This is a genomic window from Halobacillus sp. B23F22_5 (genome assembly GCF_043497085.1).
Taxonomy (GTDB): domain Bacteria; phylum Bacillota; class Bacilli; order Bacillales; family Halobacillaceae; genus Thalassobacillus.
In genome coordinates this window covers 20337-41719 of the sequence record NZ_JBIEKI010000025.1, presented here as the reverse complement: position 1 = coordinate 41719, position 21383 = coordinate 20337, and the positions used below count along the sequence as shown (strand labels likewise).

20 protein-coding genes and 1 other RNA gene are annotated in these 21383 nt (G+C 42.6%); 9 read left to right on the top strand and 12 right to left on the bottom strand.

Annotation, left to right across the window (positions count from 1 at the left end):
* Positions 1–174: 174 nt before the first annotated feature.
* The 7 genes from ACGTN9_RS20195 to ACGTN9_RS20165 all read right to left on the bottom strand — a co-directional run bounded on the left by ACGTN9_RS20195 (position 175) and on the right by ACGTN9_RS20165 (position 7260).
* Positions 175–1044 (bottom strand): DMT family transporter, encoded by an 870-nt coding sequence (locus ACGTN9_RS20195; RefSeq protein ID WP_499596246.1) that lies wholly within the window; start codon positions 1042–1044, stop codon positions 175–177.
* Positions 1045–1388: 344 nt separating this feature from the next.
* A complete protein-coding gene (gene ytzI, locus ACGTN9_RS20190; RefSeq protein ID WP_499596244.1) occupies positions 1389–1565 on the bottom strand; it encodes a YtzI protein in 177 nt (58 codons plus the stop codon).
* A gap of 94 nt (positions 1566–1659) precedes the next feature.
* Positions 1660–3375 (bottom strand): phosphoenolpyruvate--protein phosphotransferase, encoded by a 1716-nt coding sequence (gene ptsP, locus ACGTN9_RS20185; RefSeq protein ID WP_499596242.1) that lies wholly within the window; start codon positions 3373–3375, stop codon positions 1660–1662.
* Between the two features lie 4 nt (positions 3376–3379).
* On the bottom strand, positions 3380–3646 hold the full coding sequence (locus ACGTN9_RS20180) for a phosphocarrier protein HPr (protein ID WP_499596241.1): 267 nt from the start codon (positions 3644–3646) through the stop codon (positions 3380–3382).
* Positions 3647–3699: 53 nt separating this feature from the next.
* Positions 3700–5586: a PTS fructose transporter subunit IIABC gene (locus ACGTN9_RS20175; protein WP_499596239.1), complete on the bottom strand. Its 1887-nt coding sequence runs from the start codon at positions 5584–5586 to the stop codon at positions 3700–3702.
* A 13-nt stretch (positions 5587–5599) separates the two neighbouring features.
* Positions 5600–6514 (bottom strand): 1-phosphofructokinase, encoded by a 915-nt coding sequence (gene pfkB / locus ACGTN9_RS20170; RefSeq protein ID WP_499596237.1) that lies wholly within the window; start codon positions 6512–6514, stop codon positions 5600–5602.
* Complete coding sequence (locus tag ACGTN9_RS20165) at positions 6511–7260, bottom strand: DeoR/GlpR family DNA-binding transcription regulator (protein WP_499596236.1); 750 nt, start codon at positions 7258–7260, stop codon at positions 6511–6513. The genes pfkB and ACGTN9_RS20165 overlap by 4 nt, the downstream gene beginning before the upstream one ends.
* Before the next feature lie 302 nt (positions 7261–7562).
* Between ACGTN9_RS20165 and secG the strand changes: the two genes are divergently transcribed.
* The 3 genes from secG (at position 7563) to rnr (ending at position 11085) form a co-directional block, all read left to right on the top strand.
* Entirely contained in the window at positions 7563–7796 is a 234-nt protein-coding gene (secG, locus tag ACGTN9_RS20160) for a preprotein translocase subunit SecG (RefSeq protein WP_028783660.1), read from the top strand.
* A gap of 176 nt (positions 7797–7972) precedes the next feature.
* A complete protein-coding gene (locus ACGTN9_RS20155) occupies positions 7973–8716 on the top strand; it encodes an alpha/beta hydrolase (RefSeq protein ID WP_499596235.1) in 744 nt (247 codons plus the stop codon).
* Positions 8717–8778: 62 nt separating this feature from the next.
* The gene (rnr, locus tag ACGTN9_RS20150; RefSeq protein WP_499596252.1) at positions 8779–11085 is read left to right on the top strand and encodes a ribonuclease R; all 2307 of its coding nucleotides are present in this window, start codon (positions 8779–8781) and stop codon (positions 11083–11085) included.
* Positions 11086–11138: 53 nt separating this feature from the next.
* Here the strand turns inward: rnr and ACGTN9_RS20145 are convergent, their stop codons facing one another.
* Positions 11139–11996, bottom strand: a complete 858-nt coding sequence (locus ACGTN9_RS20145) for a GNAT family N-acetyltransferase (protein WP_499596234.1) — start codon at positions 11994–11996, stop codon at positions 11139–11141.
* A 236-nt stretch (positions 11997–12232) separates the two neighbouring features.
* Between ACGTN9_RS20145 and smpB the strand changes: the two genes are divergently transcribed.
* From smpB to ACGTN9_RS20130, 3 genes are all read left to right on the top strand, one after another.
* Positions 12233–12694: an SsrA-binding protein SmpB gene (gene smpB / locus ACGTN9_RS20140; protein WP_093045943.1), complete on the top strand. Its 462-nt coding sequence runs from the start codon at positions 12233–12235 to the stop codon at positions 12692–12694.
* Positions 12695–12819: 125 nt separating this feature from the next.
* Positions 12820–13160, top strand: a transfer-messenger RNA (tmRNA) gene (gene ssrA, locus ACGTN9_RS20135).
* 486 nt (positions 13161–13646) lie between these two features.
* Positions 13647–14618, top strand: a complete 972-nt coding sequence (locus tag ACGTN9_RS20130; RefSeq protein ID WP_499596233.1) for a cation diffusion facilitator family transporter — start codon at positions 13647–13649, stop codon at positions 14616–14618.
* An 88-nt stretch (positions 14619–14706) separates the two neighbouring features.
* Here ACGTN9_RS20130 and katA read toward each other — a convergent pair whose 3' ends face one another.
* Both katA and murB read right to left on the bottom strand, forming a co-directional pair.
* Complete coding sequence (gene katA / locus ACGTN9_RS20125; RefSeq protein ID WP_499596232.1) at positions 14707–16164, bottom strand: catalase KatA; 1458 nt, start codon at positions 16162–16164, stop codon at positions 14707–14709.
* Between the two features lie 721 nt (positions 16165–16885).
* Entirely contained in the window at positions 16886–17806 is a 921-nt protein-coding gene (gene murB / locus ACGTN9_RS20120) for a UDP-N-acetylmuramate dehydrogenase (RefSeq protein WP_499596231.1), read from the bottom strand.
* 306 nt (positions 17807–18112) lie between these two features.
* Between murB and ilvD the strand changes: the two genes are divergently transcribed.
* The 3 genes from ilvD to ACGTN9_RS20105 all read left to right on the top strand — a co-directional run bounded on the left by ilvD (position 18113) and on the right by ACGTN9_RS20105 (position 20802).
* Complete coding sequence (gene ilvD, locus ACGTN9_RS20115) at positions 18113–19807, top strand: dihydroxy-acid dehydratase (RefSeq protein ID WP_499596230.1); 1695 nt, start codon at positions 18113–18115, stop codon at positions 19805–19807.
* A 96-nt stretch (positions 19808–19903) separates the two neighbouring features.
* Complete coding sequence (locus ACGTN9_RS20110) at positions 19904–20353, top strand: DUF2243 domain-containing protein (RefSeq protein WP_499596229.1); 450 nt, start codon at positions 19904–19906, stop codon at positions 20351–20353.
* 14 nt (positions 20354–20367) lie between these two features.
* On the top strand, positions 20368–20802 hold the full coding sequence (locus ACGTN9_RS20105) for a hypothetical protein (RefSeq protein WP_499596227.1): 435 nt from the start codon (positions 20368–20370) through the stop codon (positions 20800–20802).
* Positions 20803–20846: 44 nt separating this feature from the next.
* Here the strand turns inward: ACGTN9_RS20105 and sspL are convergent, their stop codons facing one another.
* Both sspL and ACGTN9_RS20095 read right to left on the bottom strand, forming a co-directional pair.
* Positions 20847–20987 carry a small, acid-soluble spore protein L gene (sspL, locus tag ACGTN9_RS20100; RefSeq protein ID WP_499596225.1) on the bottom strand — a complete coding sequence of 47 codons (141 nt, stop codon included), beginning with the start codon at positions 20985–20987 and terminating at the stop codon, positions 20847–20849.
* Positions 20988–21122: 135 nt separating this feature from the next.
* Entirely contained in the window at positions 21123–21281 is a 159-nt protein-coding gene (locus ACGTN9_RS20095) for a hypothetical protein (RefSeq protein ID WP_200865953.1), read from the bottom strand.
* Positions 21282–21383 lie beyond the last annotated feature (102 nt).

Below are 21383 nucleotides of genomic sequence, written 5' to 3'. Positions count from 1 at the left end.
TGAGTCTTTTATCTGTTTACGATGAACGTTATCTCTAAAAGAGATATATGGGAAGAGCCGCATGCGAAGGTCCGCACGTGTGTGCTCTGTGAGAGGCGTGGTCAGTAATGGCGACGCCTACTCGGTTCCTATTGATGACTAAATCTTTTAATTACTTTAATGGACATAAATTTTTCAGTCAGCCTGTTTTACACTAAGTACGGTGACTGTAACCAGAATTAGCACCATTCCCAGAAATTGAATGAGTCCCAAATTATCTCCGAGAAGCAAAACGCCAAATATGGAAGCTGTAACCGGCTCTACCATTGCGACCATCGAAGCAGTAGTCGGGGCAGTCTTCCGAACCCCGATCACATAGAATATAAACGATATTCCAGCCCCTACAAGTCCTAAGAGAATGAACCATCCCAGGTCGCTAGAGGTCAACACCTTAGTTGCTTCACCACTTCCTGTAAAGAATAAAAGGATGAGACAGAAAGAAAAAAAGGCGATGGTTAAGGTGGTCTGGGGCTTTCCGATAGCAGAAGCGTTTTTAAAACCGAATATAAACAAAGCATAGGAAAGACCAGCAGCAAGCCCCGCTGCCGCCCCTGCTAAACTTACGGAAATGGACTCAGTATTGTATGCGCCTGTAAGCAGCACAATCCCCATAAGTACACCGAAAATGCACGCCCATTTAAACCAAGTCGACCGTTCTATACGAAATAAAAAGGAGATTAACAGGACAAACACAGGTGCGGTGTACATCAAGGTAGCCGCAACAGCAATGCTTGAGGCCTGGATGCCGAGAAAATAAAAAGTGAAATTTCCAGCAACACCAACCCCTGCTAATAGTGACCAAAAGTATAAACGAGGAGAGAAAGTCCAATTCTTTTTAAACCGAATGAGAAACCACGTCAAGAAACATATAAACCCAACAGCACCTCGGTAAAAGGAGATTACCATTGGGTCCCAGCCCTTGGTCATTAAAATATCTGCAATTCCCCCACTAATGCCCCAGCATATAGCAGCTAGCATTACTAAGCCTACCCCTGCAAATCTCATTGTGTGCCTCCTAAAGATAAGTAATAGTACGATTTAACCACGTTATCAAAAATTAACGATAACGTGAATGCAAGGTCTAAATAATCCCCTTAATACGTCTAATAAAATATATGCTTTAAAATAGATGTTTATGGTAATACCTTTAATTTCTCATTCGTAAACCTAAATTCTCTCGCATGTAATAGGAAAACAACAAGTAAGGCATAAATCGTCAAAAAAAGCCCAAAAAAAAAAGACAAACTCAGAGCTATATCAACCCTGAGTTTGTCTTTTGCTGTTATTTTCTACCCTAAAATAAAAGTTTTTTTAGCTTTCTTTTCAATATACCTATTTATAATAGGGCATCAGCTTTTTGTATTCGATTCTTCCTGCCGGGAATTAATTTCATGACCATCTTCTTTAGCAGGAAGAGGATCAACGGTGTGTTTATAATTATAACCTGCATTGACAGCCAGGCCAAAAGCTGCTGCAATACCCAAAACAATGAGCACGGAAACAATCATAATGATCGTGTAAGTCATGCTAACACTTCTTTCCTAAAAAAAGTGAGTGAAAAAGAAGGAGAGCGAATCCCCTTCTTTTTATTTATTGTGCACAATATGCTTCAAATTACCATTACTGATTTGTTTTTTCTTTAATGAAAGCGACCACTTCATCGGCCGTTCCCATTGAAAGGAGTGTTTCTTTAAAAGAAGCCATGTCTTCTTTCGAAAGATCTTTCAGTTGCGTACGTGCAGGTAATATGGATGTGGCACTCATACTGAATTCATCAAGTCCCAGTCCAAGCAGGATAGGAATAGCGATTGAGTCACCGGCCATTTCGCCACACATACCTGCCCATTTACCTTCTGCATGAGCAGCTTCAATGACATTATTGATCAAATTCAATATTGCCGGATTGTATGGCTGGTACAAGTAGGAAACACGTTCATTCATTCGGTCAGCAGCCATGGTATATTGAATCAAGTCATTTGTTCCAATACTGAAGAAATCAACCTCTTTGGCAAACTGGCGTGCAATCATCGCAGTAGCTGGGATTTCAACCATGATACCAACTTCAATATCATCGGAAATGTCGTGACCTTCTTCTTTCAGTTTCAACTTTTCTTCATCAAGCATGTTTTTCGCTTCGCGGAATTCTTCCAGAGTGGCGATCATCGGGAACATGATTTTCAAGTTACCGTGAACACTTGCACGTAAAAGCGCCCGCAATTGGGTACGGAAAATGTCATCGCGTTCCAGACACAGACGGATGGCACGGAAACCTAGGAATGGATTCAATTCTTTCGGAAGGTCAAGGTAATCCAATTCTTTGTCCCCGCCGATGTCTAACGTACGGACGACGACAGGTTTGTCTCCCATTTGCTCCAGGACAGATTTATAAGCACCAAATTGTTCTTCTTCGGTCGGGAGCTGGCTTTTACCCATGTAAAGGAACTCGGTGCGGTAAAGTCCGACACCTTCGCCGCCATTATTAAGAACACCCTCTACATCTTCCGGGGTTCCGATATTCGCTGCTAATTCAACGTGTGTACCATCAGCGGTGATTGTAGGCTCGTCCTTCAATTTTGCCCATTCTTGCTTTTGTTTTTCAAAATCAGCCATTTTTTGTTGATACGTATCCAGTTCTTCTTGAGTAGGATTGACGATGACGTCACCGTCAATTCCATCAACAATAATTTTTTCATCTTTTTGAGCATTGCTGGTAATTTCTTTCGTTCCTACTACGGCAGGAATTTCCAGGGAGCGTGCCATGATAGCTGAATGGGAAGTACGACCACCAATGTCTGTCGTGAACCCTTTGACATACTGTTTGTTCAGTTGAGCTGTGTCAGATGGGGTGAGGTCGTCCGCTACGATGACAACTTCTTCATTGATCAAAGCAGGATCCGGGAAAGTTACACCAAGCAAATGGGCCATCACGCGTTTGGTGACATCCTGGATATCAGCTGCACGTTCGCGCATATACTCATTGTCCATATTTTTGAACATATCGATGAACATATTTGCCGTCTCATCTAGAGCAGCTTCAGCATTTACATTTTCAGATTTGATCTTATCTTCAATCGGTTGAATCAATTCAGGATCGCTCAGTACTAACAGGTGAGCGGAAAAAATTTCTGCATGCTCATCTCCAAGTGATTTCTTCGTATGTTCCTTGATTTTCTCAAGTTCAGATTTGGAAATATCCAGTGCTTCATGCAACCGTTTCACTTCATCTTCCGGAACGTCGACATTATTTTTTTTATAGGAAAGGTCTGGAGCCTCCAGGCGGTATACCTTTGCGATAGCAATACCACTGGAAGCGGCAATCCCTTTGATGTGACTCATGTTGTTATTCCCCCAGGCCTTCGTTTTTCATGGTTTCTTCTAATTTCTGAATAGCTTCTTCTTCGTCATTGCCTTCAGCTGTAATTTTTACTTCTGCTCCGGATGGGATGCCAAGACTCATAATCCCCATGATGGATTTTAAATTTACAGCTTTCTCTTTATACTGCAGGTTGATATCAGCTTCAAAGTTTCCTGCTTTCTGAACAAGTACGGTAGCTGGACGCGCATGTACCCCGTCAGACGATGTAATTGTAAAAGTTTTTTCTTTCATGATTTATTCCTCCTCAAAAGAGTTCTCTTTGTTCATACCTTAACTATACCATTTTAAGCTTTTTGCAGGTCCTTTTTCAAGAATCCTACAATAAGGGCACTGATAAATGATCCAATCAGGATAGCTATTGTATAAAGGTACCAGCCACCTTCTACAAGCGGGAAGACGAAAATCCCTCCATGTGGGGCAAATAACTGGATTCCGAACAACATAGTAAGTGAGCCGGCGACAGCTGAACCTACTACCAGAGAAGGGATGACACGTACCGGATCAGCAGCAGCGAAAGGAATAGCACCTTCTGTAATGAAAAAAGCACCTAATGGAAGGGCTGTTTTACCAGCTTCTCGTTCCTGTGGTGAGAATTTGTTTTTAAAGATCAAAGTAGCGATACCCATAGCTAATGGAGGAACCATACCACCAGCCATGATAGCCGCAATGAATTCATAGTTCTGTGCGTCAATCATCGCAAGTCCGAATGTATAAGCCGCTTTATTGATCGGTCCACCCATGTCGATAGCCATCATACCGCCTAACAACAATCCTACGACAGCCAGGTTCGTGCCACCCATACCTTCTAACCAGCTCAGTACACCACTGTAAATCCTGGTTAATGGAGGATTGATAAGAAGCATAACCATCCCGGTACCGAAAATAGCCAGGACTGGATAAAATAACACGGTTTTTAAACCATCAAGCATGTCAGGTAACCCTTCAAGCATTTTTTTAATTCCAAGCGTCAAGTAACCAGCAAGGAAACCTGCGATCAGACCGCCAAGAAAACCAGAACCGCTGGTTCCTTCTACACCTGTGGTAATCGCTATTAAACCACCAACCATACCAGGAGCAAAGCCGGGGCGATCAGCAATACTGGATGCAATGAAACCAGCCAGTACTGGAACAAGTAAGAAGAAGGCGTTGTCACCGCCGATAATGCTGAGCATTTCTGCAAAACGGTTGTATTCATCGCTGGACGGGTCTGCTGCATTGATTCCGAACAAAAAGGAAATGGCAATCAGGATTCCGCCCCCTACAACGAATGGAAGCATGTTGGAAACACCGTTCATCAAGTGTTTGTAGATACCTGAACGCTGATTTCCCTCATTAGAAGAACGCTCGGAAGTATTGCCGCCTCCCTGGTAAATTGGCGCATCTTTGTTTACTGCACGATCAAGGAGTTTATCTGGTTCGTGGATAGCTTTTGCTACTGGAACTTCAATGACAGGCTTGCCTTTGAAGCCTTCCATTTCTACTTTTGTATCAGCTGCCACAATGATTGCGTCTGCATCTTGAATATCCTGCTCAGTCAAACGGTTCTTGACTCCGCTGGAACCATTGGTCTGTACTTTGATGTTAATTCCTTTTTCTTTCGCAGTCTCTTTTAATTTATCGGCAGCCATATAGGTATGCGCGATACCAGTAGGGCAGGCAGTAACCGCTAGAATTCGGCTATCAGTGCCTTCTGCTTCCACTTCACCCTCATCTTCTTCTGCCTCTTTGGCATTGATTGCTTCTATAATTTCATCTTCTGTTTTCGCTTGCTCAAGTTGGTCGCGGAAATTTTTATCCATTAAGAAAGAGGATAAGCGGGATAAAGTTTCCAGATGTGTCTTATTTGCACCTTCCGAAGCCGCAATCATGAAAAACAAGTTGGTCGGCTGGCCATCAAGGGATTCATAATCAAGCCCTTCTGATGAGCGGCCAAATGCGATGGCTGGTTCTTTTACAGCACTGGTCTTAGCGTGCGGGATAGCAATTCCTTCACCTATTCCTGTCGTACTTTGTGATTCGCGTTCTAATATGGCATCTTTGAACCCTTGTTTATCATTTAAACGGCCTGCTTGATCCAGTTTACCTACAAGTTCATCGATGGCTTCCGCTTTAGAACGAGCGGATAGGTTCAATAGGATCGTGTCCTTTTTCAATAAATCTGTGATTTTCATGGCTTTCCCTCCTTTATTTTAACCCGATAACATCAATATCTTTGAGTAGTGACTCTACTTCTTTTTCATTACAGAGGTCATCATTGAATGCCGTAGCACTTCCGGCAGCAACGCCATATTGTAAAGAGTCTTCGAGGCTCTTTCCGGTCGTTATCGCTGACAAGAACCCGGCTACTACTGAATCTCCGGCACCCACAGAATTTTTGACTATTCCTTGCGGTACATTCGCGTACAAAGCACGTTTGGAATCAACCAGTACAGCTCCATCACCGCCCATGGAAACAATGACGTTATGGGCTCCTTTCTCAACCAGTTTTTTCGCATAAAAGACCGCATCGTCTTTCGTAGTGATTGCTGTGCCGAACAATTGGCCTAACTCGTGGTGGTTCGGTTTTAACAGCATTACTGGGGACCCCACCAGCTGTTTAAGGGCAGCGCCTGACGTGTCCGCAACTAATGAGATATTTTGCTGCTTGCATATATTGGAGATCTTCAAATAAATATCTTTATCCAGGGAAGCAGGAACACTTCCCGCAATCACTAATGTATCTTCCAGTGATAATTTTTCTATGGAAGCTAATAATTCAGTTTCCTGGGCAGAGGTGATTGACGGTCCGGGTCCGTTAATCTCTGTTTCATTACCCGCTTTCATTTTGACGTTAATGCGGGAGGGTTCATCCGTTTCGATGAAATGGTGGGAAACACCCTCGCCATCTAAGAAAGAACGGATGAACTGTCCAGTAAATCCCCCGGCAAACCCTAAAGCGATGGATGGGGTAGACAGTTTGTTTAACACCCGGGAAACATTGATTCCTTTACCTCCAGGGTAATAGAAAGTTTTTTCAGCGCGGTTCAACCCTCCAGGTTCAAATTGGTCTACATGCATAATGTAGTCGATGGAAGGGTTCAGCGTACAAGTATATATCATGATGTCACAACCTTTACTTCTGTTAGTTCTTTAAAGGATGGCAATAAATCTTCCGGTGCATCAGAAATGATGACTGCATCCTGAATATCTGCCACTTTCGCAAATGTAATTTCATTGAATTTTGAGGCATCCGCTAATATAAAAGTCTCACCGGCCAGCTGAAGGGCGGTGTTCTTTACAACCGCTTCCTCAGGATCGGGAGTAGTAAATCCTTCTTTGGGATGAACCCCGTTAATACCGAGAAAACTTTTATCGAAACGATAATGTTTTAAGCTTTCGACAGCGTGTGCTCCGATTACTGCCCGCGTCTTTCGTTTGATCCGGCCACCGATAACGTATGTCTCTATGTCATAGCTGGTCAGGGTTTCCAAGTGCGAAAGCCCATTAGTGACTACCAATACATTCTTTTGAGCCAAAAAAGGAATCATTTCGTAAGTGGTCGATCCTGCATCAAGAAAGATACTATCACCTTCCCGTACCAGGCTTGACGCATATTTGGCGATGGCTTGCTTTTCAGCCAGCTGGACTGTCCTTTTTTCCTGTAGACTCGGTTCTTCACTGGTTGCACTCTTTATCGAAGCTCCCCCATGTACGCGACGGAGCTTTTTTTGTTCCTCTAAGAAGCTGAGATCTCGCCTGATAGTCGATTCTGAAGCCTTGGTAGCTTCAACCAAATCCTTCATCTTCACTGTTTTTCTATCCTGGAGCAGCTGCAGAATCATTTGATGGCGTTCAGGAGTCAACACTGGCTGACACTCCTTTCAAAATATCCTATCTACATCATAAAGGAAGCCCTTACATTTTTCAATCAAAAACGCTCATAAACAATCAAAATATGTCATGATTGTGAACGGTATCAATCAGAAACATTCACGTGCGCATTTCTTATATACTAGCAATAGTTGAAGAATGCTATAAGAAAGAAAACGAGCATTATGAACTCTTTCGATTTGTCGCTTGAAACATTGATATTATCTTGCCCAGAATGGGAATTTGTGCTACATTTACATTATGTATTTGTGCGTTCTTAGGAGGTGTCAGTCACATCATGCAAACACTCGCAATCACGTTATTAACAATCGATACACTTGTCATGATCGTTCTAGTTCTTCTTCAATCCGGTAAAAGCGCAGGCCTTTCAGGTGCCATTTCCGGTGGGGCTGAACAATTATTCGGTAAGCAAAAAGCAAGAGGAATCGATGCTGTGCTCCACAAAGCTACTATTGTTACTGGAGTGCTATTCTTCGTTTTCGCATTTTTAGCTGCTTATGTGTTAAGTTAACCAAAGTAATAAGAAAGCCGCGCTATTTAGCGCGGCTTTCTTATTTTCTGAATATCCATCTTCCTAAGCAAACATAATGAACGATAAGAAGCAGTTTGCTAAAATAAAAAGGCTGACTGAATGAGAATGAAAACTACTGATATAGGGAATTACAAAAGTAAGGAGAGAACTGACTTATGAAAATAAAACAACCACAACCGTTCACGTTTGAAGAAGGAGAACGTGCGGTATTGTTACTACATGGATTCACAGGACATTCCGCTGATGTCCGTATGATGGGACGCTTTCTGCAGAAACATGGTTATACTAGTCATGCACCCATTTATCGTGGACATGGCCTGCCTCCAGAAGAATTGACGAAGGCATCGCCAGATCAATGGTGGGAAGATGTGGAGCAAGCCTTGAATCATCTGCGTGATTTAGGATACGAAAAAATCGCTGTCGCAGGTCTTTCTCTTGGAGGGGTACTTGGACTGAAACTTGCTTATACAGAAAAGATTAGAGGAGTCATTCCAATGTGCGCGCCGATGTTCTTTGATAATGAAGAACAATTAACGGGAGGATTTCGCTTCAAAGCAAAAGAATATAAACAGTTAGAGGGTAAAGACAAGGAGACTATCCAGCAGGAAATAGAAGACCTGATGGATCAGTCACAAGATATGTTCAAGCAGCTGGGGCAGTTTATCAATGAAGTCCATGATCATATCGATCACATTTATACCCCGACTTTCGTTGTTCAGGCCGCTCAAGATGAAATGATCAACAAAGACAGCGCTAATTATATATATGAGAACGTGGAATCCGATCAAAAAGATATCAAATGGTATGAGAATTCGGGGCATGTCATCACTATGGACCAGGAAAAAGATGAACTTCATCAAGATGTACTCGAGTTTTTAGAATCGTTGGACTGGGATTAATATAATGTCCATTCAAGGTCGGAATGTCACGGAACGATAAAGGAGGATGAAGCGTTTTGAATATGGAATTGAAGAACAAAGTATTGGACTTTTTTCATGAATCAGCATCTAAACCACTATCAGTGCAAGAACTAGAAGAAACGCTTGAGCTCGATGGAGCCGATGACTTTTCAGACCTCATGAAGACACTGAATGAGTTGGAAGAACAAGGTGAATTAGTACGGACACGTAAAAATCGTTTTGGCCTGCCGGAAAAAATGAATTTGATTCGCGGCCGCATCCAGATGCATGCAAAAGGGTTTGCGTTTTTGATCCCGGACGAAGAAGGAAAAGATGATATTTATATTCACCATTCTGACCTGCACTCGGCCATGAATAATGATAAAGTGCTGGTTCGCGTAGAGAAAAGAGACGAATCAGGAGCAAGGCCGGAAGGAACAGTCATTCGTATTCTGGAAAGGGCTACGGACAAAGTAGTCGGTACGTATCAGCCAAGTAGAAACTTTGGGTTTGTCATTGCAGATGATAAACGGATACCGAACGATATTTTTATTCCAAAAGGAGCGGCTAATGGAGCCGCGGACGGACATAAGGTTATTGTTAAAATAACTAAGTACCCAGAAGACCGGATGAGTGCAGAAGGGGAAATAGAGGAAATTCTTGGCCATAAGAATGACCCGGGGATCGATATCATTTCAATTATTTATAAACATGGTATCAAACTTGATTTTCCTGATGAGGTGTTAGAACAGGCAAAAAATACTCCGGATGAAATCTCACCGGAGGAAATCAAAAATCGCCGTGACTTACGCGATGAAATGATTGTTACGATTGATGGAGCCGATGCGAAGGACTTGGATGATGCTGTCATGGTCAAAAGGCTGGACAATGGCAACTTCAAGCTTGGTGTCCATATCGCAGATGTTTCTTACTATGTGGAGGAGGGTTCTCCTATTGATCAGGAAGCAGCTGAACGAGCGACAAGTGTCTATCTGGTCGATCGTGTAATCCCTATGATTCCGCATCGGTTATCTAATGGAATCTGTTCCTTGAATCCCCAGGTTGACAGATTGACGCTGTCTTGTGAGATGGAAATCGATTCAAGCGGTGAGGTAGTCAATCATGAGATTTTCCAGAGTGTCATTAAGACCAATGAGCGGATGACATACAAAGATGTAAACAAGATACTGGAAGATCAGGACCCTGAATTGATGGAACGGTATAAGGAGCTTATCCCGATGTTCACTGACATGGGAAAGCTAGCTGCAACATTAAGAAAAAAACGTATGGGACGCGGAGCTATCGATTTTGATTTTAAAGAAGCCGGTGTCATTGTTGATGAACAAGGTAAAGCCATTGATGTAAAGCTTCGTGAACGCTCTATTGCTGAGCGGTTGATTGAAGAATTCATGCTGGCTGCCAACGAAACAGTGGCAGAACATTTCCATTGGATGGATGTGCCGTTTATACATCGGATTCACCAGGATCCAGACCCGGATAAACTCCAGCATTTCTTTGAGTTCGTTGCAAACCTTGGATACGTGGTACGCGGTACCGCTAACGAAATTCACCCACAAGCATTGCAAAAAGTGTTGGAGGGTATCGAGGGTGCACAGGAAGAAATGATTATTTCTAAATTGATGCTCCGTTCGATGCAGCAGGCGAAATATGATCCGCAAAGTATCGGCCACTTTGGGCTGGCAACTGATTTTTATACCCACTTCACGTCACCAATCAGGCGTTATCCAGACTTGATCGTCCATCGTTTAATCCGGACTTATTTGGTAGAAAAGAAACTGGATGAGAAAACACAGCAGCATTGGAAAGAGAAAATGCCTGAAATTGCACGTCATTCCTCTGAAATGGAACGCGCAGCCGTCGATGCAGAACGAGAAACCGATGATTTGAAGAAAGCGGAGTATATGCAAGATAAAATCGGCGAAGAGTTTGAAGGTGTTATCAGTTCTGTGACGAGCTTTGGATTGTTCGTTGAATTGCCGAACACAGTTGAAGGACTGGTCCATGTAAGTTATCTGACGGATGACTATTATCATTTTGAAGAACGGCAATACGCAATGATCGGTGAGCGGACCGGCAATGTCTTCCGGATTGGTGATGAAGTGACCGTCCGTGTGACGAACGTGAATCTGGAAGAACGGGTAGTCGATTTTGAGATTGTCGGGATGAAGCCACGCAAAGAACGTGATCCGGACGCACGGCCAAAAGTCATCAAAACAAGAAGTTCCAATCGTACTTCTGAAAACAAAAGTGGGAAAAAGAAAGAAAAGGGTAAAGATAAAAGTAAAAAGCCTTTTTATAATAACAAAGGGCTGAAACAAAAAAAGAAAAATAAAAAGAAAAAGAAGTAACTTTATACAAAAAGCTGCCGGTAATGCCGGCAGCTTTTCATATGGGTGGGAAGTTAAAACCATCTACAATATAGTCGCCAAGGCTTTTGCACTTCAAAGATAGATGTATCAGGGATGTTTTTGTAGCCAGTTTCAGAAAAATCGATCCACGCTCCAACAGCTTCAGGGTTATCGTCCCAGTTATGATAGACAGTTTCAAAAAAGCCTGGCTGTTCGAAGTGATCGTCCCAAAAATATTTTACATGGGTATGAAGGGCACCTTTTTGGTCATTGCGGAAGATGACAAACCTGTCTTCTTCCGGATTTATGTAAAAGGTACATTCGTTTAAATATTCGTCTGTGAATAGTTTCTCATCAAACGGCAGCGGGTAGTAGCACTCGTAAGGAAAAGCCCCAAGGACATTATAATCAAGGGAAGATAACAGGCTCCTCTTCCGGGCAAGTTCATCGACCTTCTTCCATAGCTGTCCTTTCACGCCTAAATGATCTATTTTTTCTTTCAATATCGCATAGTAATGCACAGGTCCAGGTTTCATTCCCGATCTTTCAATTACGCGCTGGGCGGGGTAATTATGGGTTTGTGTGTTAGCGCCGATCCATTGGATATCCGGGTCTTTACTTAATAAATCAGCAATGAAGGTCATCACTTCGGTACTATAACCTTTCCCGATGTAGCGTCGATCACTGCGCATTCTGCCAAGCATGGCAAATTTTCCGGAAAAAATGGTGTAACCTGCTACACTCAATAATGATTCTCCTTGGAATAAGCCGAAAATCTGATGTTCTTTTGAATCAATTAGTTTTGGAAAGATACGGATGACATAATCATCTACAATTCCTGTATCCATTTGTTTTAGGTTTTCCAAATCCTCCCGCTCCAGCTTTCTAATATCCAGCACTTGTCTTTCCAATGTCCCCGCCCCTTTTTATACTTTAAGAAAGTTTAACCTTGTTAAAGGATTAAAGTTTTAGAAAAACTAAGCCTTTCACTATAAGTATCTGATAATAAGCCAAGTTTTTCTAAAAGAAATTCCCAAAAATATAATCTCATATGCCAATTGTGAATGTCTATTACCATGCCTGTTTATTGGAATATCCGCGCTTTTTTGGTACAATAATCTTCACGGCAAATAGAGGAGGAACCATTATGCCTAAAGGAAAAGGAAATGCAATAGCACAAAACAGAAAAGCCAGTCATGATTATTTTATAGAAGAAACTTTCGAAGCCGGCATGGTTCTGCAGGGAACAGAAATTAAATCAATCCGGGCGAAGCGGGTTAACCTGAAAGACAGTTTTGCCACCATTCGTAAAGGAGAAGTGTTTCTCCATAACATGCATATTTCTCCTTATGAACAAGGAAACAGGTATAATCATGAACCGACAAGGACGCGAAAACTGCTCCTTCATCGCAAAGAAATCGACCGTTTAATCGGTGCAACCCAGCAAGAGGGTTATTCTTTGGTACCCCTAAAGGTCTATATTAAGAATGGCGTTGCAAAAGTATTGCTTGGCCTTGGTAAGGGGAAGAAGAAATATGATAAACGTCAGGTATTGAAAGAGAAACAAATGAAACGGGACATCGACCGGGCATTGAAAGAGAGATACTAAATTATGGTAATGCTGTCAGGCATCTCTTTTGAAAATGCATAAGGGTGTGTTATAATAGTAGTTGTCGATGAAGACAAGAAACACAAATAAATAATAGCTTGCCTATTTAATCCTAACGGGGACGTTACGGATTCGACAGGGATAGGTCGAGCTCAGGTTGCAAGTCGAGGCGACGGCTCGTAAAACGTCATTTGCCTAAATATAACTGGCGAATCTAACGATAACCTAGCTCTAGCAGCGTAAGCTGACTTGAGCTGATCCTTCCTGGCATTGTCCGTGTGCCAGATTGAAGGGTCCCAAACTGAAGCGGACTACGCGTTTCTCCACCGCCTGAGGAGAAACGAAGAGACTAATCAGGCTAGCGCCTGGGAAGCCTGTTGGTAGGCTGAACAGGTGGCGAAGCATAATATACCGACTACGCTTGTAGAAGCCTGAGTGCCGATATCTCTGGACGTGGGTTCGATTAGTTTATAGTCGCCTTATGTGGCAACACATAAGTGAAAATCTGGCTTTATCGGTGAAACCTAAGTCACTTCGGGTGATAAGGCAATACCGAGCGGTATGTGGAGTAATCCAACAGCCGTGTATCGACTTATAGGCTGCCAACTTGCAGTGGTAGTACTAGGATGTGAACTCTCCTTAAGGAAATCTAAAGTTCACATAAAACGCCAGAGGACCTGTTAGAACAGGTTCAAGATATAGTCAGTGCCATGACGAAAGCATGGAAGCACATGTCCCACCGTCTCCATCAAACTACGTAGTAGATCAGCATTAGCTGGTCTATTTTTTATGCGCGATTTTGGTTTCTCTCCTTTTAAACAGGGAAAGAGTTTATATACTGATACAGCATTAATTCATAACATGAACATTTACTATATACATTAAAACGTTGTAGCAGCTAATAATAGTATTATGTCTTAGTCTTAGTTAGCCTGTTAAAGGAGTTGAACATATGGCTTTCTTGGAACTTTTGAAAAAAGGTAATAAGTCTTCAGGTGTGGCTGCTCTGGGGAATACCGGCCTTGCGATCATCAAAAGCATAGCTGCGGCAGTAAGTGGAAGCGGGGCTATGATGGCTACTGCCATCCACTCCATTGCTGATGCTACGAACCAGGGGCTTGTGTATTTTGGCAGTGCCCTGGCAGAAAAAGAGCCGACCAAGCGGTTTCCGACGGGATTCGGGCGGGTAGTCAATTTATTCGTTCTGGCCGCTGTTATTATCATTGGCATTATGGCCTATGAAACGATTTTAAAAGGATGGGAAATCATCCAGCATCCGAAAGCATCGACAAGCTTTTGGCTTAACGTGTTGATTTTACTGGCATCCATTGCGGTTGATGGTTTTATTTTAATAAAAGCGATGAAAGAAGTAGTTAAAGAATCGAGAGTCGATGCCTCAGGCCTGCAGATAATTTCTTCATCATTCAAAAATGTCAAATACGCAGCCCCGCCAACGAAGCTTGTTTTTTATGAAGATATCATTGCTACTTCAGGAGCGGTTTTGGCGCTTATATCCGTGGTTTTAGCTCACTTCACTGGTTTATATATACTTGACGGCATTGGAACGATGCTGATCGGTGTATTGCTGGTCATCATCGCATTGATGCTGGGTTATGAAAACACGTTGGGATTAATTGGAGCTGCTGCTCCTGAGATTATAGAAAATAGGATTGCTTCCATTATACTTGCCGAAAAAGACGTAGAGGATATCCAAAGGCTTCGTATCATCCGAGAAGGGGATGACTACCATGTCGATAGTGCCATCGAGTTAAGAGGAGGAATGACGTTAGCAGAAGCGGATGATATTAAATACAGGGTAAGGGACAGTGTCTTAGCAGATCCTGATGTAGATGATGTGGTTATCGCAATTATTGAAACAGATCAGATACAAAACTGGGAAATGAAAGATGGTAAAGATAAATAATTGAAAAAAGGAGATTCTCTATAAATGAGAATCTCCTTTTTAATTGATAATTATTGAGGTTTAATTGAGAATGAATCGGTTTTCTTCGTCATACTTCCTGTTTTACAGCCAAGCCTAGACCTTCTGCTACACGCTGACCGTACTCAGGGTCGGCTTTATAGAAATGCTGGATTTGCCGTTGTTTAATTTTATCGCTTTCGACTGGTTTCATCGCACCAACGATATTTGAGATAAGGCGTGCGCGCTCTTCTTCAGACATCAAGCGATACAAATCTCCAGCCTGCGTGTAGTGGTCGTTATGATCATAAGCTACGCTTTCTGCAACCCCTGATACAGGGTAGGAGGCTTGTTTGTCCTCCGGATTCTCAACTGGTCCTCCGGCACTGTTTGGTTCGTAATAGACGGATCCACCGCCGTTGTCATCGAAACGCATTTGCCCGTCACGCTGATAATTGTTTACTTCATTCCGCGCCCGGTTGATCGGCAGTGCCTGGTGGTTGGCTCCGACACGATAACGGTGGGCGTCGTGGTAAGCGAACAAGCGCCCTTGCAGCATTTTGTCAGGGGAGACATCAATGCCGGGAACCAGTGTACCAGGAGAGAAGGTAGCTTGTTCTACTTCTGCGAAATAATTCTCCGGATTTTTGTTCAACACCATTCGGCCGACTTCAATTAAAGGATAGTCTTTCTGAGACCAAACTTTAGTGACATCGAATGGATCAAAGCGGTAAGTATCAGCATCTTCAAGCGGCATGATCTGAACATATAACTTCCAGGCTGGATAATCGCCATTTTCAATAGCATTGAAGAGGTCTTCAGTATGGTAATCCGGGTTTTCTCCAGCAATTTTTGTACCTGCTTCTTCTGTCAGGTTCTTGATCCCCTGTTCAGTTTTGAAATGATATTTGACCCAGACGCTATCACCATCTTCATTTGTCCATTTGAATGTGTGGCTGCCGAAACCGTGCATATGACGGTATGTAGCCGGTATCCCCCGGTCTGACATTAATATGGTAACCTGGTGCAGTGATTCAGGAGACAAAGACCAGAAGTCCCAAACCGCGTTAGGGTTCTTTAAATGTGTCTTTGGATGACGCTTCTGGGTATGAATGAAATCAGGGAACTTAATCGCATCCCGGATAAAGAAAACTGGTGTGTTATTACCGACTAAATCGTAGTTGCCTTCTTCGGTGTAAAATTTGACTGCGAACCCCCGTGGGTCACGGACAGAATCAGCAGAACCATTCTCTCCTGCTACTGTGGAGAATCGTACAAATAACGGGGTGCGTTTCCTTATTTCAGACAAAAAATCAGCTTTCGTATATTTGGATACATCATTGGTAACTTCAAAGTAGCCATGTGCCCCTGCACCTTTTGCATGCACCACACGCTCAGGTACTCGTTCTCTGTTGAAGTGGGCCAGTTTTTCCAGCAAGTGGACATCCCGGATCAGGGCAGGACCGCGTGCACCTGCTGTAATGGAGTTTTGGTTGTCTCCAACAGGGGCCCCCCAGCTTGTCGTCAGTTTCTTTTTATTTTCGCTCATAAAAGTACCACCTCGTATTGAGTAATTTTACTACCTGAAATAATGATAACACTTATTAATCAAAAATCAATATTTTTTTATAATAATTTTAATCTAATTACTGTTGAAATATTTGTAAACTTAGAATTAGTGCAAAGGAAAATATACAAGAAGTATAATGGGAAAGGAAGAAGACATAAGAAAAACTTGGCTTTTGCCAAGTCATTAGTACAATAGTATTCATCTATTTAACTAAAGCTTTTAACAAAGGTATAAAAAACTTCCGTGACTGTGCTAGTTTTGTCACGGAAGCTTAAGAATGGATAAGTATTTGAGAACTATAAGTATTGATTTTGTTATCTCTATAATCAAGCACTTTTCTTCACCCTGGACCGTTGACTGACTGCTTTTAAGATAAACAGTTTATCTTGCTTGGTTAACATCTGCCAACTACGTACTTTGATTTTCATGAATTTTCTCTCCTTAATTAGTTTTGGAATGTTCTGGAGATCATCATGTTGAGGTGGGCTGAGGAGCTGCAAAGTTCTATATATAAGCCTTATACCGCCTTTTGCAGAAGGTTAAACAATAAAACTTTCTACAAACATCGAGTTGACTGGGTGGAAAAGTGTCGTTTGATGACAACTGTGTGTAATATGTAGTTGAGAAATGAAAAGCATTGTAGGTTTTTGCTGAAAAGAAAAAAGAAAAAACTGCACATGCCATGATGTGCAGTTACCTTTTACTCAGGGTCTTCTCCGATTATCCGGACTTCCCTCTCTAAATCAACCCCGAATTTTTCTTTTACTGTCTTTTGAACATGTTCAATCAAAGAAATATAGTCTGTTGTAGAAGCATTGTTTTTGTTAACGATGAATCCTGCGTGTTTTGTAGAAACCTCAGCGCCCCCGATGCTGGTACCCTGGAGTTTACTGTCCTGGATCAATTTGCCGGCGAAGTAGCCTGGCGGGCGCTTGAAGACACTACCGCATGAGGGGTATTCGAGAGGCTGCTTAGATTCCCTTTTGTGCGTTAAGTCATCCATGACAGCTTTAATTTCCTCATATTTAGCAGGCTTCAAGTTGAAAGTGGCTTCGAGGACTATGTCTCCATTGTCCGGTATATTACTTGTTCGATAATCTAAATCAAGTTCGGAAGCGAGGCGTTTGACAAGGTTGCCTTCTTTGTCGACCACGTAGGCATAGTCGAGTACATCTTTGATTTCTCCTCCATAGGCACCCGCATTCATATACAATGCTCCTCCGACTGTCCCTGGGATCCCGCATGCGAACTCTAAGCCGGATAGGTGTTCTTCCAAAGCATAGTAGGAAGTATCGATTATACGTGCTCCGCTTTGCGCTACGACGGTATTGCCATCTGCGGAGATATCGTCAAGATGTTTTAGATTGATGACAATCCCACGAATACCGCCATCTTTGATAATCAGGTTTGAGCCATTACCGAGCAGGGTGAAAGGTACATTTTCTTCATTTGAAAACTTGACCACATTTTGTACTTCTTCATAAGTGGTCGGGGTGATAAAGAAATCAGCCTTTCCGCCAAGTTTAGTATATAAGTGGTCTCTCAGCATTTCATCGACTTTCACATTTTCTTCTTTTACAATTTCCATCAATTTATCATAGATTTTCTGTTTGTTTTCCATGCACATCATTCCCGTTAAAAAATTATGATCGTCACCAGTCATTCTAATATATTAGCATATGAGCGGTGCCTAGGTGAAGTTACAAGGTGTTTACGTTCACGTTCCAGTACCTCTTATCCTTCACATAACTGTCAAATTTTTTATATAGGCGGGCTGACAATAAAGAAAGCGCTTTAATTATGTAAAAACTTGATATATTCAGAAAATTAATTGCGAAGCAGGCGACAAATTAGTATCATTACATAATAATAGTCTCGATTCAGGTTAATCGTCTGACTTAAATATCTGAATAGGAAGGTGTAGTCAATGGAAAACAAAAAAGACTTACGCATACGTAGTAAAGTGATCAGTGAAGGCGTTAACCGTGTTCCGAACCGTTCCATGCTTAGAGCAGTTGGATTTGAAGATGAAGATTTCAAAAAACCTATGATTGGTGTGGCAAGTACCTGGAGCGAAGTCACTCCTTGTAATGTACATATCGATCGTCTGGCACGAGAAGCTAAAAGTGGCGCGTCAGACAATGGCGGAGCGCCAATGATTTTCAACACCATTACTGTTTCTGACGGTATTGCGATGGGTCATGAAGGGATGCATTATTCCTTGCCTAGCCGGGAAGTAATTGCCGATTCGATTGAAACAGTGACAAACGCTGAACGACTTGATGGAGTAGTAGCCATCGGCGGATGTGATAAAACAACCCCGGCTTGTGTGATGGCAATTGGGCGGATGAATATACCTTCTGTCTATGTATATGGAGGGACAATCCAGCCAGGAAAATTGGACGGAAAAGATATTGATATCGTTTCTTCTTTTGAAGCGGTAGGTCAATATCAGGAAGGCACAATAAATGATGAACAGCTTCACAGGGTAGAATGCAATGCATGCCCTGGTGCCGGAGCTTGTGGCGGTATGTACACAGCCAACACCATGGCATCCGCAGTGGAAGCTTTAGGAATGAGTATCCCAGGTTCATCTTCCACTCCGGCGGTAAATGATTATAAAGAACAAGAATGCCGCCAAGCCGGTGAATTAGTGGTTGAATTGCTGGAGAAAGAAATATATCCAAGGGATATCATGACAAAAGAAGCTTTTGAAAATGCAATCACAGTTGTAATGGCGCTGGGAGGCTCAACTAATGCTCTCTTACATTTAACTGCAATGGCTCATTCAGCTGGCGTCGATTTATCGCTGGATGATTTCGAGCGTGTACGTAAGAAGGTACCATTTATCGCAGATATGAAGCCGAGCGGAAAATATGTCATGCAGGATCTTTATGAGGCTGGCGGTGTACCAGCTGTTATGAAGCTGCTTCATGAGCATGGATTATTGCATGGCGACTGCATGACGGTGACGGGGAAAACAGTAGCTGAAAACCTCGCGGAAGCTCCACCTTTAAAAGAAGGACAGAAAGTGATTCTGCCGTTTGATAAACCAATTAAACCTGAGGGGCCTCTTGTTGTACTGCGGGGCAACCTGGCACCTGAAGGGGCCGTTGCTAAAATGTCTGGCTTGAAAATCAGCCGCTTTGAGGGCCCTGCACGAGTTTATGATAGTGAGGCAGACGCTACAAAAGCGATTGAAGGCGGAGAAATTAAAGAAGGGGATGTGCTGGTCATTCGCAATGTTGGACCGAAGGGTGGACCAGGCATGCCGGAAATGCTTTCGATCACATCTATGATCGTCGGAAGAGGTCTTGGTGGTAAAGTAGCTCTAATGACGGACGGTCGTTTCTCAGGTGGATCTCATGGCTTTGTCATCGGCCATGTCGCCCCTGAAGCTGTTGTAGGAGGACCGATTGGACTCCTTGAAGAAGGGGATACCATTACGATTGACAGTGAAACACAAGAGATCAATTTTGATATAACAGAAGAAGAGTTTGACCAGCGCCGGCAAAAATGGCAAAGGCCGAAACCTAAACATAAAACAGGGGTACTGGCAAAGTATGCTCGACTTGTGTCATCCTCTGCAAAAGGTGCTGTAACAGACCTGGAACTGGATTAATATAAAAGAGTCAGCCTAAGGGCTGGCTCTTTTGTATGTATAAATTCCTCCTATATTGGACAGACCGATAGCAGTGATCGAATAGGTGGGATTATTATGAACAAAAAAGATAAAAATTTATTTTTTGCCGCTTTGATATTAGGACACGGGATACTGGGAGCAGTGGATGGAATTGTATTTCATCAGCTGTTGCAGTGGCACCACATGATTGATAGCGGAAATATCCGTATGGAGATTATAACGGATGGGCTCTTTACAGCAGCATTCTCCGCCATGCTTATCTGGGGCGGTTTTAAAATATTTTTTGATGCAAAAAATAACCAGTTAGGGACAAGTGGTCATTTATTTGTCGGAGGAATGTTCATCGGTGGAGGGGTCTTCAACTTAATCGAAGGAATTGTCGACCATCATATTCTCCAGGTTCATCGAGTAAGGCCATTGTCTGAAAATCCACTCCTTTACGACCTGGCCTTCCTGGCTTCTGGTTTATTGTTAGCGGGTATCGGTTTTATGATTAAACGACGGGCACGTGTGGCAAGTCAGTGAAAGAGGGAGATACCGTGAGAAATTTATGGAGCTATTCCAGTTTGTTTTTGTTATTCTTAGTGTTATTCTTCTATTTCACCAGCACAAATGAACATTTGCATTCTTCTGGGCATCCTGCAGTGGAAATTCCGGAGGGAGTGGAGGTTCCAGAAGTCCAAGTCAATGTTGACCAATTGTCTGATGGATCCTGGCTGCTGCAAGTCGATAAGAAGAATTTTACATTCACCCCGGAGCAGGCTGGTTCATCTGCAATTGATTTTCAAAAAGGCCATGGGCATATATATATTAATGGTGTAAAGATAAACCGGTTGTACGGCGATTATTATAACTTAGAACTTCCCAAGGGTAAAAACGCAATCAAGGTAGCATTGGTCCTGAACAATCATCAACGCCTTTTTTACCAGGGATATGAAATTTCTGATCAAGTAGTAGTCCATGTTTCCAGCTGAGGAAAGGAAAAAAGGAGCGCTGTAAGGTGCTCCTTTTTCATTTGCTAAATTTTTGTGTTGCTTTTTTTGGCGCGTTGTTCTAACTGGGATTTGGGCTGCTGGTCAGCTGTGTCTTCTGTAAGCCCTTGAGGGTTTATATTAGGAGCAGATCGCCCCTTGCTTCTGTTTGTCGATTTCTTGCTCATTTTCTTCACCTCCATTCCTTAGCCTGCCAACTATTCCATATATTCATCCTGCATATGGCTGTATAAAGATAAGAAACGAACCCATCCTAACAGGAGAGTCCGTTTCATTTATTTAATCTTGACCCAAAGGTCAAGTTACCCTTGCTTGTGTTGTTGGTTCTGCCCAGCCATGTTCGTTAAACTTGGAATCATATTCTGTAATTGCCCGCCTTGGCCGGTCATCATGCTGTAAGTTGCCGCTCCAATACCTACAGATGCAATGATGGGAAGCCATTGGATATTTCGTCTTTGCACGCGTCGTACACCCCCTTCCCTTTACATCGTTAGTTTGCTTCTGATTTTCCCCATCATGTGTGTGAACTATTTCCATGAGTAACAGGACGTACTCATGTTTTA

Coding starts and splice junctions, on each gene's coding strand:
- smpB (WP_093045943.1), top strand. CDS start 12,233: ATGCCTAAAGGAAAAGGAAATGCAATAGCACAAAACAGAAAAGCCAGT.
- murB (WP_499596231.1), bottom strand. CDS start 17,806: ATGGAAAACAAACAGAAAATCTATGATAAATTGATGGAAATTGTAAAA.
- pfkB (WP_499596237.1), bottom strand. CDS start 6,514: ATGATATATACTTGTACGCTGAACCCTTCCATCGACTACATTATGCAT.
- ACGTN9_RS20180 (WP_499596241.1), bottom strand. CDS start 3,646: ATGAAAGAAAAAACTTTTACAATTACATCGTCTGACGGGGTACATGCG.
- ACGTN9_RS20195 (WP_499596246.1), bottom strand. CDS start 1,044: ATGAGATTTGCAGGGGTAGGCTTAGTAATGCTAGCTGCTATATGCTGG.
- ACGTN9_RS20110 (WP_499596229.1), top strand. CDS start 19,904: ATGAACAAAAAAGATAAAAATTTATTTTTTGCCGCTTTGATATTAGGA.
- ACGTN9_RS20175 (WP_499596239.1), bottom strand. CDS start 5,586: ATGAAAATCACAGATTTATTGAAAAAGGACACGATCCTATTGAACCTA.
- ptsP (WP_499596242.1), bottom strand. CDS start 3,375: ATGAGTCACATCAAAGGGATTGCCGCTTCCAGTGGTATTGCTATCGCA.
- katA (WP_499596232.1), bottom strand. CDS start 16,164: ATGAGCGAAAATAAAAAGAAACTGACGACAAGCTGGGGGGCCCCTGTT.
- ACGTN9_RS20130 (WP_499596233.1), top strand. CDS start 13,647: ATGGCTTTCTTGGAACTTTTGAAAAAAGGTAATAAGTCTTCAGGTGTG.
- ACGTN9_RS20155 (WP_499596235.1), top strand. CDS start 7,973: ATGAAAATAAAACAACCACAACCGTTCACGTTTGAAGAAGGAGAACGT.
- rnr (WP_499596252.1), top strand. CDS start 8,779: ATGGAATTGAAGAACAAAGTATTGGACTTTTTTCATGAATCAGCATCT.
- sspL (WP_499596225.1), bottom strand. CDS start 20,987: ATGAGCAAGAAATCGACAAACAGAAGCAAGGGGCGATCTGCTCCTAAT.
- ytzI (WP_499596244.1), bottom strand. CDS start 1,565: ATGACTTACACGATCATTATGATTGTTTCCGTGCTCATTGTTTTGGGT.
- ilvD (WP_499596230.1), top strand. CDS start 18,113: ATGGAAAACAAAAAAGACTTACGCATACGTAGTAAAGTGATCAGTGAA.
- secG (WP_028783660.1), top strand. CDS start 7,563: ATGCAAACACTCGCAATCACGTTATTAACAATCGATACACTTGTCATG.